The 15204-nt window shown below is 65.3% G+C and carries 13 protein-coding genes; 7 read left to right on the forward strand and 6 right to left on the reverse strand.

What is annotated here, in order from left to right; genetic code table 11:
• The first annotated feature begins 2 nt into the window (after positions 1-2).
• The 4 genes from BM118_RS34930 to BM118_RS34945 are packed head-to-tail and all read left to right on the forward strand — an operon-like array spanning position 3 to position 6647.
• On the forward strand, positions 3-458 hold the full coding sequence (locus BM118_RS34930; RefSeq protein WP_092191990.1) for a (2Fe-2S)-binding protein: 456 nt from the start codon (positions 3-5) through the stop codon (positions 456-458).
• A 13-nt stretch (positions 459-471) separates the two neighbouring features.
• On the forward strand, positions 472-2841 hold the full coding sequence (locus tag BM118_RS34935; protein WP_092191832.1) for a xanthine dehydrogenase family protein molybdopterin-binding subunit: 2370 nt from the start codon (positions 472-474) through the stop codon (positions 2839-2841).
• A gap of 12 nt (positions 2842-2853) precedes the next feature.
• Positions 2854-4545 carry a hydantoinase B/oxoprolinase family protein gene (locus BM118_RS34940; protein WP_244550308.1) on the forward strand — a complete coding sequence of 564 codons (1692 nt, stop codon included), beginning with the start codon at positions 2854-2856 and terminating at the stop codon, positions 4543-4545.
• A 23-nt stretch (positions 4546-4568) separates the two neighbouring features.
• Positions 4569-6647: a hydantoinase/oxoprolinase family protein gene (locus BM118_RS34945; protein WP_092191834.1), complete on the forward strand. Its 2079-nt coding sequence runs from the start codon at positions 4569-4571 to the stop codon at positions 6645-6647.
• Between the two features lie 165 nt (positions 6648-6812).
• On the opposite strand, the gene BM118_RS34950 is transcribed toward BM118_RS34945, so the two are convergent.
• The 4 genes from BM118_RS34950 to xylB all read right to left on the reverse strand — a co-directional run bounded on the left by BM118_RS34950 (position 6813) and on the right by xylB (position 11990).
• Positions 6813-7760 carry an ABC transporter substrate-binding protein gene (locus BM118_RS34950; RefSeq protein ID WP_092191836.1) on the reverse strand — a complete coding sequence of 316 codons (948 nt, stop codon included), beginning with the start codon at positions 7758-7760 and terminating at the stop codon, positions 6813-6815.
• A gap of 101 nt (positions 7761-7861) precedes the next feature.
• Complete coding sequence (locus BM118_RS34955; RefSeq protein WP_092191838.1) at positions 7862-8902, reverse strand: ABC transporter permease subunit; 1041 nt, start codon at positions 8900-8902, stop codon at positions 7862-7864.
• Positions 8895-10418: a sugar ABC transporter ATP-binding protein gene (locus BM118_RS34960; protein WP_092191840.1), complete on the reverse strand. Its 1524-nt coding sequence runs from the start codon at positions 10416-10418 to the stop codon at positions 8895-8897. The genes BM118_RS34955 and BM118_RS34960 overlap by 8 nt, the downstream gene beginning before the upstream one ends.
• Positions 10419-10544: 126 nt before the next feature.
• Positions 10545-11990: a xylulokinase gene (xylB, locus tag BM118_RS34965; protein ID WP_092191842.1), complete on the reverse strand. Its 1446-nt coding sequence runs from the start codon at positions 11988-11990 to the stop codon at positions 10545-10547.
• Between the two features lie 206 nt (positions 11991-12196).
• On the opposite strand from xylB, the gene BM118_RS34970 reads away from it, so the two are divergent.
• On the forward strand, positions 12197-12427 hold the full coding sequence (locus BM118_RS34970) for a hypothetical protein (protein WP_092191994.1): 231 nt from the start codon (positions 12197-12199) through the stop codon (positions 12425-12427).
• A 53-nt stretch (positions 12428-12480) separates the two neighbouring features.
• Positions 12481-12879: a hypothetical protein gene (locus tag BM118_RS34975; RefSeq protein ID WP_092191844.1), complete on the forward strand. Its 399-nt coding sequence runs from the start codon at positions 12481-12483 to the stop codon at positions 12877-12879.
• A gap of 130 nt (positions 12880-13009) precedes the next feature.
• Here BM118_RS34975 and BM118_RS34980 read toward each other — a convergent pair whose 3' ends face one another.
• A complete protein-coding gene (locus BM118_RS34980) occupies positions 13010-13567 on the reverse strand; it encodes an SET domain-containing protein (protein WP_092191846.1) in 558 nt (185 codons plus the stop codon).
• Between the two features lie 162 nt (positions 13568-13729).
• On the opposite strand from BM118_RS34980, the gene BM118_RS34985 reads away from it, so the two are divergent.
• Positions 13730-14335, forward strand: a complete 606-nt coding sequence (locus BM118_RS34985) for a hypothetical protein (protein WP_177234980.1) — start codon at positions 13730-13732, stop codon at positions 14333-14335.
• Here the strand turns inward: BM118_RS34985 and BM118_RS34990 are convergent.
• Complete coding sequence (locus BM118_RS34990; RefSeq protein ID WP_092191850.1) at positions 14332-15099, reverse strand: TetR/AcrR family transcriptional regulator; 768 nt, start codon at positions 15097-15099, stop codon at positions 14332-14334. The genes BM118_RS34985 and BM118_RS34990 overlap by 4 nt on opposite strands.
• Between the last annotated feature and the right edge of the window lie 105 nt (positions 15100-15204).

The following is a 15204-nucleotide window of genomic DNA, read 5'->3' on the forward strand; positions in this document are numbered from 1 at the left end:
ACATGGTCCTGAGCCTGACGGTCAATGGCGATCGGCGCGCATCCGTCGCCGATCCGGTCACTCCGCTCGTCGACGTCTTGCGGGAAGAATTTCACCTCACGGGCGCCAAGCCGGTTTGCCGTGAAGGTTTTTGCGGAGCCTGCATGGTGCTGGTCGACGGCCAGCCCACACCGTCGTGCCTGATCCCTGTCGGCCTGGCGCAGGATTGCGAGATCCGGACGGTCGAAGGGCTCGCCGCAAACGACGCGTTGAATCCGATCCAGCAGGCGCTGGAGGCCTGCGACGCCGTGCAATGCGGCATGTGCTTTCCCGGCATGGTGGTGACGTTGACGCATCTTCTGACGACCACGCCCCGTGCGATGGGCGACGACATCCGCGCAGCGCTGACCGGCAACATCTGCCGTTGCACCGGATATGAGCGCATCGTCGAGGCAGCTGCCGCCTTGACCACAAAGTAATCGGGGGCCATGCATGTCCGACGTCCCAGCAACCATGGATTTTCGCCGCCGTGATGCCCGCGACAAGCTGCGCGGCCGCACACGCTACACCGTCGATCGCTATCTGCCCGGCATGCTGCACGCAGCGGTGCTGCGCGCCAGCGTGCCCTCGGGGCGCATCCTCCGTCTCGACACCGGCAAGGCCGCGCGCATGCCGGGCGTGCGTGCGATCGTTACCGCGGCCGACGCGCCCGGCAAGATCGGAATCGGCATCGCCGATCATCCGCTGTTTGCCCGCGACGTGATCCGCTATGATGGCGAACCGCTGGCGGCCGTCGCCGCCGACACGCTTGCGCAGGCGCAGGCGGCGCTTGCGGCGATCGATGTCGAGATCGCGCCCCTGCCGGCCGCGCTGACCATGGCGGAGGCCCTCGCGCCCGATGCCCCGCTCGTCCATCCCGACTGGCGCCAGTACGAGGTCCTGTTCGAAGGCGGGGCGCGCGAGGGCAATGTCGCCTGGGAAGCAACGGTCGTACGCGGCGACGTCGATGGCGCCTTCGCCCGACCGGACGTCGAGATCATCGAAAGCACATTCCGCGTCGGTCGCCAGAACCACGTCGCCTTCGAGCCGCGCGCGGTGGTCGCGAGCTACGAAGACGGGCGCTTTCATATCGAGACATCGACCCAGGTACCCTGGAGCATCCGCAACGCGACCGCGCGCATCCTTGGCATCGCCCCGTCGCAGGTGCGGGTCACGGTGCCGCCGGTCGGGGGCGGCTTTGGTCTCAAGTTCGATCTCGCGGTCGAGCCGTTCGCCGCCCTGCTCGCCCGCGCCAGCGGACGGCCGGTGCGGCTGGTCAATTCGCGCGAGGAGGAGATGCTGACCTGCCTGTTCCGCGAGAATGCCGAAATCCGCATGCGCTCGGCGGTGACACGTGACGGCGAGATCGTCGGGCGCGAAGCGGTCGTCCTGATGGATTGCGGCGCCTATGGCGGGGAACAAATCTTTCTCACCACGATGACCGCCCATACGCTGGGCGGCAACTATCGGCTCGGCGCGGTGCGGCTGATCTCGCGCGCGGTCTACACCAACACCGCCCCGAACGGCGCGTTCCGCTGCTGCAACGGCGTCTACAATACGTTCGCGCTGGAGCGACATACCGACGAGATCGCCGCCCGGATCGGCATGGATCCCCTCGCCTTCCGCCGCCGCAACGTGCTCGGCGACGGCGATCTCGGCGCCACCGGACAGGTGTTCGAAGCCGACGTGCTCGGCCCGATGCTGGACCGGATGGATACGCTGCGCAACGCGGCCGCGCCGCCCCGCGAGCTCGCCGACGGCCGGCTGTTTGGCCGCGCGACCACGGTCGGCACCTGGTTCGTCTTCGTCGGCCCGTCGGCGGCGACCGTGAACATGAACGCCGACGGGACGGCGACGCTGGTGACATCCGGTGTCGAGATCGGCTCAGGCTCGATGATGCAGAGCCTTCCGCAGATCGTCGCGAGCACGCTCGGAATGAGGCCCGACGACGTGATCGTGCGCGCAGCCGACACCGATGCGGCCGGCTACGACGTCGGCGTCGGCGGCGGCCGCACCACGGTCTCGCTGGGTGCAGCGAGCCTCTCGGCCGCGCAGGAGGTGCGGACCAAGCTGCTGAAGGTCGCCTCGGAGATGATCGAAGCGGCGCCCGAGGACCTCGTGATGCGCGAGGGGCGGATCGAGATCGCCGGCGCGCCCGGCTCCGGTCGCACTATCACCGAAGTTGCGACCCGCGCACAAGCCCAGCTCGGTCCGATTTCCGGCACCGGCGCCTTCACGGGTGCCGGCGTCCCGGCGATGCCAGGTTGCGTCGCCGGCCACTTCATCGACGCGATCGACATCCCCGTCTTCGCCGTCCATGACTGCGATGTCGCGGTCGATCCGGAAACCGGGCAGGTCGAGGTGCTGAACTATCGCGTCGTGCAGGATGTCGGCCGCGCGCTGAATCCGCGCGCGATCAATGGCCAGATCCAGGGCGGCGTGGTGCAGGGACTGGGCTATGCCTTGCACGAAGAGGTGACGATCGGCGCAAATGGCCGCGTCTGCCAGAACGGCTTCGAAACCTATCGGGTGCCGCTCGCGCTCGATGTCGTGCCGGTCGAAATCAGCCTGTACGAAGGCGCGCCTTCGGTCGGACCGCTCGGCACCAAAGGCGCCGGCGAGGTGCCGATCCTGAACGTCGGCGCGGCTATCGCCTGCGCCGTCGCCAACGCAACGGGAAAGCGCGTCCAGGAACTGCCGCTGACGCCGCCGCGGGTGCTCGAACTGCTGCTCGACCGCAAGGGTGAGCTCGGCCTCCCCCACATCGCGAAGGCCTGGGCCGACAATCTGGTGCGGCCGCACGGCACGGCTGCACAAAATTGAAAGTGACGCATTTTGGCCATCGAAACCATCAAGTCCGCCGCGTCGTTCGATCCAGTCACCCACGAAATCATCCAAGGCAAGCTGCTCTCCATCGTCGACGAAATGGCAATCGTCATGACCAAGACCAGCATGAGCCCGGTGATCTACGAGGTGCTGGATTTCGCGTGCGGCATCTGCAATGCGCACGGCGAGCTCATCGCCCAGACCAACGGAATCACACTGTTTACCGGAACGTTCGGCGCGCAAATTCGAAGCATCATCGACCGGTTCGGCGCGTCGATTTTCCCGGGCGATGTGGTCGTCACCAACGACCCCTTCCGCGGCGGCACCCATCCCTGTGATTTCGCGATCGTGCGTCCGGTCTTTGCCAAAACCCGACTGATCGCGTTTGCCATCAATGTCGCGCATTGGCTGGACGTCGGCGGCGCGATTCCGGGAAGCCTGCCGCCCGATGCGACCTCGATCTTTCAGGAAGGGCTGCGGCTGCCCTGCGTGAAGATCGCCGAAAGCGACCAATTGGTCGAAAGCATCGTCGAGATCATCCGCGAGAACGTCCGGCTTCCCGACATGGCCATCGGCGACCTCCATGCCCAACTCGCCACCGTCCGAATCGCCGATCAGCGGCTGCAGGAGGTGGTCGGCCGATACGGTGCCGACACGCTGCTGGCTTCATTCGATCAGCTGCTGCGGGATTCCGAGAAGAGAGCCAGGGACATCATCCGGTCGCTGCCGGACGGCGAGTACATCGCCACCGACATCGTCGACGGCGACGGCGTCAATCCACGTCCCATCGAGGTCAAGGTTGCGGTCCGTATCGCCGGCGACAGCATGGAGGTCGACTTCACGGGCTGCCCCCCGGCGTGCGCCGGTCCGATCAACTGCGCCCGCGGCGCGCTGCACTCCGCGGTGAAGACGGTCTTCAAAGCCCTGGTCGCGCCCTACGAACCCTCAAACGAAGGCTGGTTTCGTCCGCTGTCGGTCCTTGCCCCGCAAGGCACGCTGTTTACCGCCGAGCGGCCCTCTCCCACCGGTTGGTACTATGAAGGGTCGGTGCAGGCCTCCGAACTGGTCTGGAAGGCACTCGCGCCGATCTTGCCCGAACGATTTTCTGCCGGCTCCTATACCAGCCTCTGCGTCACTTACATCGCCGGACATGATGAGGCCGGCGAATTGTTCGTCCACATCGAACCCGAGCACGGAGGCTGGGGGGCCTGTCACGACAGCGATGGCGCCAATGCGCTGATCGCGCTTACTGACGGCGATACCTACAACTATTCCATCGAACTCATTGAGGCCAAGTTTCCGCTGCTGGTCGAGCGCTACGGCTTCAATGTCGAAGGCGGCGTCGGCGCCGGCCGCTTTCGTGGCGGATACGGTCTGGTGAGGGAGTATCGGGTGCTGGCCGAGCGCGCCGAGGTCTATTGCGGCTTTGGGCGGACGGTCACGCCGCCATGGCCGATGGATGGCGGCCAGTGCGGATCGGTAAACTACCTTGAACTCGTGAAGGCCGATGGAAGCGCCTCGAGGCTCGCGCGATCACCGACCAGGCCGGTCGGCCGAGGCGACCGTGTCAAGATCGTGACGGGCGGCGGCGGCGGTTGGGGAGCGCCATCGGACCGGGCCCCCGCAGCAGTGACGGCCGATGTCGAGAGCGGGCTGATCTCTCCGGAAGACGCACGGCGCATTTACGGAAGACCGCAATAACGCTTGGGCAGGAGTGCAGCTGCATGATTCGCGTTGCCACGGATGTGGGCGGTACATTTACCGACCTGATTGCATACGACGACGCCAGCGGCGCCGTCGTCTTCTCGAAGAGCCTGACAACCGTCGATGACCAGTCGATCGGCGTACTCGAGGCCATCGCTATGGCCGAGCAATCCGGTCTGGGCGTTGATGACGTCGGCTTCTTCGTGCATGGCGGCACGACGGTTATCAACGCCATAACCGAACGCAAAGGCGTCAAGACCGCACTCGTCACCACGGCTGGTTTCCGCGACGTGCTTGAAATCGGCAGGGGCAACCGGCCCGATCTGTATAATTTACGCACCAGGACTCCGGCGCCCTTCGTACCGCGTCATCTGCGGTTCGAGGTGAGAGAACGCATGAGCGCTTCGGGCCAGGTCCTGCAACCGCTGGACGAGGAAGATGTCGCGCGCTGCGCCCGGCAATGCCGCGAGCAGAACGTTGCTGCGGTCGCGATCATCTTTCTTCACAGCTATGCGAATCCCGCCCACGAGCAGCAATGCGCCGAACTGCTGCGCAAGGAGCTGCGCGGGATATCGGTATGCGCCAGTCACGAAATCTCACGGCAATGGCGGGAATACGAGCGGTCCAACACGGTCGCGCTCAATGCCTATGTTCAACCCATCATCCGCAACTATTTCGACAACCTCGATGGCGCACTGCAAAGGAAGCGGTTGAATTGCCCTTACTATGCGATGCAATCGAACGGCGGCATCGCGAGCTTCGAACAGGTGGTGACAGCCCCCCTCACGCTGGTCGAATCCGGTCCATCCGGCGGCGTGGCTGGCGCGGCGCGCATCGGGTCGGAAATCGGCGAAACCGACGTTCTGTACCTGGACGTCGGCGGTACGACCGCGAAATGCTCACTGATCAAGGCGGGACAGCCCAAGGTCGACGCAGAATATCGCCTCGAGAAGACGCGACGCTCCCCCGGCTACACCATTCAAGTCCCGGTCGTTGATATCGTAGAGGTCGGCGCTGGCGGGGGCTCGATAGCCTGGCTCGACCCGAGCGGCAGGCTGCGGGTCGGCCCCCAAAGCGCGGGATCCAGCCCTGGGCCGGCCTGTTACGGCAGAGGTGGCGTCGACCCGACGGTGACAGATGCCAAACTGGCCCTCGGAATTCTGGACCCGCTCACCTTCGCCGAGGGCCGTATGCCGCTCGACGTCGATCGTGCGCGCACGGCGATCACCCGTGTTTCCCTGCCGATGAATCTTTCCGTCGAGCAGGCCGCGCTGGCGATCGTCAAGGTGGCCGAGGAATCCATGACCAACGCACTGAAGTTGATCACGATACAGCGGGGCCACGATCCGCGCGACCTCGTGCTGATCGTATCCGGAGGCGCGGGACCGTTGCTGGCTGCCAGCCTCGGGCGAGAACTGAACGTCAAGCGGACCGTGATTCCCACGCATCCCGGTATTTTTTCGGCCTGGGGAATGCTTGCCGCGCGGCCGCGTGCCGATATCAGGCGTACGGTGCTGAAAACGGTCAGCGAGCAGGAAATGAATTCGATCTCGCAATGGTTTGCGGAGCTCGAACGGGAGGCCAGCGAATATTTCGCAGGAACCAGCACGGAGAGATTGAAATTCCATCGCCATGGCGAGATGCGATATCGCGCCCAGGAGCACAGCGTCTCGGTGGCCCTTTCCGGCGGCAGCGCGGAAGAATTGTTATCCGACTTCCATGCCGCCCATCAGAAGGCGTTTTCGTTTGCGTTGATGGAGGCAACGGTCGAGATCACGATGCTTCATCTCCAGACCGAGGTGCTCAGCGAAGTCATCGCCCTGCCGAATATTCAGGGTAACGGGCACAACACGTTCGACAACGCCCTCAAGGGCCAACGCTTCGTTTTCTTTGCAAGGGAGAATGGCTGGGTCGCTTGCAACGTTTATGATCGAAACCGGCTTCCGATCGGATCGTTGATCCCGGGCCCGGCGCTCGTCGAGGAACCCACGACGACGACGTTCGTGCCGTCCGACCAGACGTTCACGCGCGACGAGACAGGTCAGCTCATCATCTGGGGTCATAGATCGACGACTGGTTCGGAAGCTGGAGCGGCCTGACAGTTCGGCCTGCATTGTTCAAGCTCGACGCCAGATGCGGAAAACCCCTGCCGGGTCTTCCCGGCAGGGGGCTGTCTTGCAGCGCGACCACGGTGGCCTCGGATGCGCAGCCAAGCACCATCCGAGCCCCACCGACCGATATGTCCCGCGAAAGATGCAGAATGGCTACTGCGACCGATCCGACGTCCACCCCTTGTACTCGGCGATATTGTCCCGGGTCACAAGCTTCGACGGAAGGAGCTCGACGGTCGATGCCGGCTTCTGGCCATTGAGAATGCCGACACCGACCTGCACGGCGCGCCGCGCCATGAAGAACGGGTCCTGAGACGCGGAAGCCTGGATCTGCGGCGATGCGGGATCCTTCAGCGCGGCCTCGATGTCGGGCGCACCGTCCACCGCGGTGATGACGATGCCGGTGCGATTTTGCTGGCGCGCCGCGAGGTCGGTGCCGATCGCCTGCGGATCGTTGATGGCAAAGATCGCGTCGATCTTGGGGAAGCGGGTCAGATAGCCTTGCGCGACGGTGAGGCCGCCTTCGCGCGAGCCCTTGCCGTCCTGGTCGCTGGACAACACCTTGATGCCGGGATTCTTCGAGAGGACGTTCTTGCAGCCGACAACGCGGTCGATCACCGCGGAAACCTGCGGCCCGTTCTCGATGACCACGTCCCCCTTGCCGCCCAGCTTGTCCACGATGTACTGGCAGGAAATCTCGCCGGCCTGGACGTTGTTCGTGGTCACGGTGGCATCGGCGCCTTCGGCCGCGGTGTCGACCGCGACGACGACGATACCCGCCGCCTGCGCCTTCTTGATCGCCGGCCCGATCGCCTTGGGGTCGCCGGGGTTCAACAGGATCAGGTCGACGCCGGCGGCGATGAAATTGTCGATCTGGGTGACCTGCTTGCCGAGGTCGTATTCGAACCCAACCGTGGTGACCTTCACATTGGGATTGGCCTTCTTGGCCTCGAACTCGGCGCCCTTCGACAGCGCGACGAAGAACGGGTTGCCCAGCGAGCCGAGCGAGACACCGATCGACTTGAGCTCCTTGGCGAAGGACGGCGCGGTGCTTAGGGCAAGCGCCGTCGCGGCGCCGGCGAGCGTGATCGTCTTCAACATTGGCTTCCTCCCTGGTCTGTCTTCATCTCCGGCACGGCTGACCAGTTGCCGTAGCGGAATCTCACATCGAACCGCCCGCGCTCAGGTGCGCGCCGAGCCTTTCAGGTTCTCGCAGAGCCTTGCAGCCGGTAGCGGTCCAGCGCCACGGCGCCGATGATCACCAGGCCCTTGATCACATATTGCCAAATATCAGAGACGCCGGTGAGGATAAGGCCGTTCGACAGGACCGCGATGATCAGCGCGCCGACCAGGGTGCCCCAGATCGAGCCGATACCGCCGACGAAGGAGGTGCCGCCGAGGATCACCGCGGTGATGGCGTCGAGTTCATAGGACTGGCCGAGCTGAAGTCCGTTGGCCGCATAAAGCCGCGCCGCCTGCATGGCGCCGCCGAGCCCGGCCAGCAGTCCGGACACGCCGTAGACGAAGATCAGCACGGCCCAGACCTTGATGCCGGCAAGCCGCGCCGCGCTCTCATTGCCGCCCACCGCGTAGATGTGCACGCCGAGCACGGTCCGGCGCAGCACCAGCCACGAGGCGAGGATGACGAGCAAAGCGATCACCGAGAGCCACGGGATCGAAGCGACGCCGGGAACGAGCGTCAGCGAGCCGTTGCCGATGAAGGCGTAGGGAATGGAAGGATTGAACACCGTGGTGTCGGCGCCGAGCAGGCGCGCCAGACCGCGCACGGCGGTGAGCGAACCCAGCGTGACGATGAACGGCGGCAGGCGCAAGAGCGCGATCAGCGCGCCATTGATGACACCGAAACCGAGACCGGTGAGAACGGCGGCCGGCAGCCACAGCGCCCCGAGCTCCGGCAGCTTCGAAATCGTCAGGCCGGCCATCGCGGACGCCGCCAGGATCGAGCCGACCGAGAGATCGATGCCGCCGGTCAGGATGACGAAGGTCATGCCCGCGGCAAGCACGGTGTTGACGGCGGCCTGCTGCAAGACGATGCCGAGATTCTGTCCGGTGAAGAAACGGCCGTCCGACAGGTAGTGAAAGCCGGCGCATAGCAGCAGCAGCACCGGCAGCATGCCGGCCGCGCGGATCAGCAGCCTGATGCGTTGACGCCTGGTCTCCTGGGCGGCGGCGAGGCCGTTTGCCGTGGCGGCCTTCGCCTGCGTCGATCCGTTATCAGGCATCGAGATGCTCCATCCCCGTAGCAAGTGCCATGATTTCCTCCTGATTGAGCGGCGCCGTCTCGGTTCGGTTGACCTCGCCCGCGATATGTCCCGACCGCATCACGATGACGCGGTCGCAGATTCCGATGATCTCAGGCAGGTCGGACGAGATGACCAGGATCGCGGTGCCGGCCTTGGCGAGATTATCGATGATCGAATAGATCTCCGACTTGGCGCCGACATCGACGCCGCGCGTCGGCTCGTCGAGGATCAGGATCTTTGGCGCGATGGCGAGAAGCCGCGACAAGAGCACCTTCTGTTGGTTGCCGCCGGACAGGCCCCCGGCCGGCACGCCGGCATTGGCGGCGCGGATGCTGAGCCCCGCGAAGGCCCTGTCGGCACGCTCGCGCGCCTTGTCACCATCCAGGAACCAGCCAAGCTTCGCATCGCGCCCGAGTACCGCGAGATTGATATTGTCCAGGCATGACATGTCGAGAAACAGGCCGAGCGCCTTCCTGTCCTCCGTCAGATAGGCGATGCCGGCCTCGAGAGCCTCGCCGGGCGTGCGGATGTCGATCGGGCGGCCTTCGAGTTCGAGACGGCCCGACGTTTTTGCCGCCGCGCCGATGATGAGATGCGCAAGCTCCGTGCGGCCGGCGCCGATCAGGCCGGCAAGCCCCACCACCTCGCCGGCATGCACGGTGAGCGAGCAGCCCTTGACGCGCTGGCCGTCGGACATGTCGATCGCACTGAGCACGGGGTGTCCCCGCCCCGCCTCCGGGTCATGGTCCTTCTTGTAGAAAGAGGAGACGTCGCGCCCCACCATCAGCCGCACGATGGTATCGGCGCGGATCTCCGGCTTGTCGAGCGAGCCGACCAGCCGGCCATCGCGCAGGACGGTGACGCGGTCGCCGAGCGCGTAGACCTCGTCCATGCGGTGCGAGATGTAGATGATGGCAAGCCCCTCGGCGCGGAGCTGACGGATCAGCGCGAACAGCCGCTCGCTCTCGCCGGCCGACAGCGCAGTGGTCGGCTCGTCCATGATCAGGATCTTCGACCTCGCGTGCAGCGCACGCGCGATCTCGACGAGCTGGCGCTGGCCCATCGACAGATGCGCCACCAATGTCGATGGCTGGAAGTCCGCGCCCAGCCGCTCCAGGATGGGGCCAACGCCCTGGCGCATGGCGCCGCGCGCCAGCAAGCCCGAGCGCGATATCTCGCGGCCGAGATAAATATTCTCCGCGACACTGAGATTGGGAGCCAAAGACAGCTCCTGATAGATGATGGAAATGCCCGCGGCGCGGCCGCCGAGCGGGCCTTCGATCCGCACCGGCTTGCCTTCGATGCGGATCTCTCCGCCCGGATCGGGCCGGTAGGCCCCGGACAATATCTTCATCAGCGTCGATTTGCCGGCGCCATTCTCGCCCATCAGGGCATGGATTTCGCCGGGATAGACGGTGAGATCGACGGCACGCAGCGCCTTGATCCCGAAGAAGCTTTTCGAGACCCCGCGCATCTCGAGGATCGGATCGTTCATCGTGCCTCCCGACGCACAATGCGTTTCCCACCCGCGTCTCGTTTTGTCAGCGCGGTTCGCGCATTAAACAAAACGCCGCGGCACAGGGCAATACCGAACAGACGGGAAAGCGAAATCGAAACGGCGCTATTGGCGTGGCCGATACAGTTCGCGCCAGGCGGGAAGCCGATCGGCATAGGCATCGACCAGCACGCGGTCGGGTTCGAATGTCTCGATGCGTGGCGGCGGCGTGCAGACGGTGTCGATTGCCTCGCCCGTGACAGCAAGACGCCCCAATCTCGCCGCACCGAACGCCGCTCCCGTTTCACCTTCGGCAAAGCGGTGGATCGGAACATTCAGAACGCTTGCCAGCACCGCCAGCCAGAACCGGGACCGTGAACCGCCTCCGATGGCATCGGCTTCAGCGATCCTGATGCCGGTATCCGCGAGCACGTCCCGGCAATCTGCGAGCGCGAAGGCGACGCCTTCGAGCACGGCCTGCACGATCGCCTCGCGATCGGTGCCGTGGCTCAAGCCATCGAGCATGCCGCGCACGACGGGGTCATCATGCGGGGTCCGCTCGCCCGCCAGATAAGGCAAGAAGCTCACCGGCGAGGGCAGCTGCGGGCGCGACCCAAGCGGTGCCAGCAATTCCGCCTCGGCAATGCCGAACAAGCGCGAGATCCAGGCAAGACAGGAGGCCGCGGAAAGGATCGCGCCGGCCTGAATCCACATGGCGGGGATGGCGTGGCAGAACGTATGCACCCCGCGATCCGGGTTGGCGGCAATCCTGCTCGTCGGCACCAGCAAGGCGCCCGAGGTTCCCAGCGATATGAACGCGGTTCCCGCCCTGATCGCGCCGATGCCGACGGCACCCGCCGGATTGTCACCGGCACCGCCCGCGAAAATCGGCCGTCTGACCATGCCCCAGCGTTGCGCGAGCTCGCTGCGCAGCGTTGCCGCGGGCGCGCAGCCCTCGACCAGTCGCGGCATGTGATCGCGCGACAGGCCGGTCGCGGCCAGTGCCGCATCCGACCAATCCCTGCGCGCGGCGTCGAGCCACAGCGAGCCCGATGCGTCCGAGACATCCTCGACGGCTTCGCCCGTCAGGACCAGGCGCAAATAAGCCTTCGGAAGCAGGACGAGTTTCGTCGCTGCAAAAACCTCAGGCTCGTGCATCGCAATCCAGAGCAGCTTCGGCGCCGTGAATCCGGGCATCGCCTTGTTGCCCGTCGTCGCACGCAAGGCGGGCCAGCGTTGCTCCAGGATACGGCATTCAGCGACGGACCGTCCGTCGTTCCAGAGGATGCAAGGCCGCAACGGTCTTGCGCTCGCGTCTAGCAGCGTGGCGCCATGCATCTGACCGGACAGTCCGATGCCTTCGACCACGGCCAACGCGCCGGCATGCGTCGCCTTCAAGGCATCCAGCGTGGCAAAGGTCGCATCGACCCACTGCGCGGGATCCTGCTCGGAATAGCCTGATAGCGGCGAGGCGGTCGTCAACGGCCGGCTTTCGCTCGCAATCACGCGCTGCGCGGAGTCGACGAGAACGGTCTTGACCGCCGAGGTGCCGAGATCGATGCCGAGATACATGGATGCATACAATTGCCGACGTCGGATGGCCGACGGCGTGGCGAGGTCGGATGGCCCAATCAATCCAAGAAGCCTGATCGCGTCAAGGCAAGCCCTGCCATTCGTCGATCCACAGGCAGAAAGAGCGGCAGTGCCGCCCCGCTTACCTGCGAGGTAATCGAATTCGGCATCGCCGCGGCGCATCTTCCCGGGCACAGGAGATGACCATGATCGCGCTGCTGCTCTACCGGACCGTCGCAGACCACCTTCTTCCCTGGGCCATGGCGCTCGCGACCCGCATGCTGGCGCGCAGCCTCAACATGCCCGAGCCGCTGGTGCATTCGACCGGCGACTACGTGGTCGCGCAGGTGCTCGCCTTCGAGCACGGCGTCGGCAGGAGCCTCTGCCCGTTCCGCATCGCCCGCCTGCTCCGCGCCTGGTGGCGCGGACTGCGCTGAATTCCACCCCAAGATTTCATCCCCAAGCCCAACCCCAGCAAAGGAGACCTACGATGATTGACGCATCCACCTTCCTGCGCCGCGCCCTGCTCGCGGACGCGATCTTCAGCGGCGTGGCCGCCCTCGGCTTCACTTTCGGCGCAGGCGCCTTCGCAACGCTGTTCAACCTGCCCGAAGCGCTGCTGCGCGAGACCGGCCTGTTCCTGATCGCCTACACCGCGCTGGTCGGCTGGCTTGCCGCACGCGCCGCGGTGCCGAAGCCGCTCGTGCTGCTGGTCGTGATCGGCAACGCGGCCTGGACGGTCGGCAGCATCGCGCTGCTGCTCTCGGGCGCAGTCTCGCCGAACATCGCCGGCGAGCTCATGGTGGTGGCCCAGGCGATCGCCACCGGCGTGTTCGCCGAGCTGCAATATGTGGGATTGCGGAAGAGCAGGCGTATCGTGGCGGCGTGAGGCCGCATCCGCTGCTGTCGTCGCCCGGTTTAGCCGGGCGACCCAGTATTCCAGACACGTTGAGGGATACGGAGAAGCCGCGGCGTACTGGATGCCCCGCTTTGGCGGGGCATGACACCGCGGTTAACGGCTACGCCCGCGCACGGCCGTTGGCCTTGCCGAGAGCGTGGCCGTTGAGCTTCTTCTTGGCGCTCTTGGCGCCCGCCTTCTTGGCCTTGGCTTCCGTGCGCACCTTCACCTTGGTGCGCTCGGCCCGCGCTTCGGCGCGCAGCTTCTTGCGCTTCTTCTCGCAAGACTCGCACTTGCAGCCGATCGGCTTCAGATAGGCTTTGAAATAATCGGTGCCGTAGTCGTAGTTGATCTCGTCGCCCGGCTCGATGTTCCGGATGGCGCGGATGAAGACCTTGCGCTCGCGCGGGCGAACGTCGGACTCGGCGTTAGGCCGGCAGGAATGGTTGATGTAGCGCGCGAGGTTCTTGCGCACCGAGCCGTCGATGGTCCAGCGGCCGTTGAGCTCGAAGAGATATTTGTTCTCGATCTCGTCATGCGCCGGGATTCGCGAGTCCAGGATCGGTCCGAAATAACGGATGATCCGGGATCCCTTCTTGATCGGTTTGGTGGCGAAGAGGCCGAGCCCGGTCTTGGAGCGGCCGACGCGATAAGGTTTGTTCGACGATGTGGCTGGCATGATCTGGAGAACGAGGACGCGAACGAGGCCGGACGGCCCAAGCGAAGCCGCTCTTCTAGAACGATTCCGCGCCGCTGTCAGGTCTTCGGTGCACCTGTTTGAACCTTGCCCACAATCAAGACGTCTGATGGTACGGAGTTCCCGATGCATCAAGGCCTCATGATGACCCGCATCACCACAACGTGCCTGGCCATGTTGCTGATGTGCACCGTTCTCGGTGGCGCGAACGCCCAATCCGTGGGCAGCACCTACACTTCGACGGCGCCCAAGGACTGCCGCAAGGTCGGAAAACCCAGCGAACTCGACGGCAGCACGACGCGCGTCTGTCCCGGCAAAGACGGCCTGATGGTGCTGATCGCCGAGGACGATCTTCGCGAGATCGTCTCGGTCGGGCGCAATCGCAAGGAAGCGGCCGAGGAACCGGCGGCCAAGATCTGGTTCGCGCCGTTCAATTCATCCGAGACCACCGTCGAATGGCGCGCCGCCGGCCCAAAGCCGTTTGCGATCATCCAGCGCTGGCACATCGCCGACGGCAGCGATCCCGACAAGGAGGGACGGCCGAACACCAAGGCCATGCTGGTCGTGACGCGGCTGCCGCCGGGCCCGGTCTGCCATGTCGCCTATGTCGACGCGATCGCCAACCCGAACGCCAACGAGCTCGCGCGCAAGGCCGCGGACGATTTCGCCCGCAGCTTCACTTGCGGCAAGGACGAGGTGAAGATCGTCGGCACGCGCGGCCGCGCAGTCGAGCTTACGACGATGCGCTAGGGGCTGCACCTGTTCGAAAGCGCTATGTCGGCAAACTTCCCCGTCACGGGCGCCATCAGCATCGCCTCGAGCAGCCGCTCGGCCGTCGTCCCCTCGGGCAGCCGCTCCAAAATATCCGAGAGCCGCCCGTCGAGCAGCAGCGTGGTGAAGCCGTGCACCATCGACCAGGCCCGCGCGATCGCGGCGCCCTGGTCGAGCGTCAGCGCGTCGCCGCTGATCTGCTCCTGCCGCATCGCGCCGATGGCATTGGCAAGTCCGGCGAAGGAAGCCTCGGCCGCCTCGTGCAGCGAGGGCCTGGAATAGTCGAGCCGCTCGGTGCGGAACATGATGCCGTACATGCCGGGATGGGCCTGCGCATAGGCGACATAGGCTTTCGGCCGCGCCAATGCCCGCGCGAGCGGCGTGGTGGCGGTGTCGCAAGCCGACGCCATCGCCGCGTTGAACTGGCGGAAGCCGACGGCCGCGAGCTCGCTGAGAAGGCCGGTGAGATCGCCGAAATGATGGGTCGGCGCGGCGTGCGAAACGCCCGCCTCGCGCGCCACCGCGCGCAATGTCAGGCCGGCAAGCCCGTCGCGCTCCAGCACCCGTTCAGCGGCCTGGAGCAGCGCTTCGCGCAGGGCGCCGTGATGATACGGCGTCTCCGTCTTCGCACTGGCCGGACGGCGTGCAGGACGCCCGCTCGTTGCCGATGATGTCTTCCTCGGGGCGCGCGCGATGCGCGCCGCCTCGGTCCTGGTTTCGCTCTTCGGATCGCTCTTGCCCATGAGCCAACCTATATGACGCAATATTGACAGTGTAAAGATTTCGCTTGACCGGCGCGGCGATCAGCCCTATTTGATCTTTACGATGTAAAGATAGGGAGGGATATG

Origin of the sequence: Bradyrhizobium sp. cf659, from assembly GCF_900113725.1 — a bacterium.
Classification (GTDB): Bacteria; Pseudomonadota; Alphaproteobacteria; order Rhizobiales; family Xanthobacteraceae; genus Bradyrhizobium.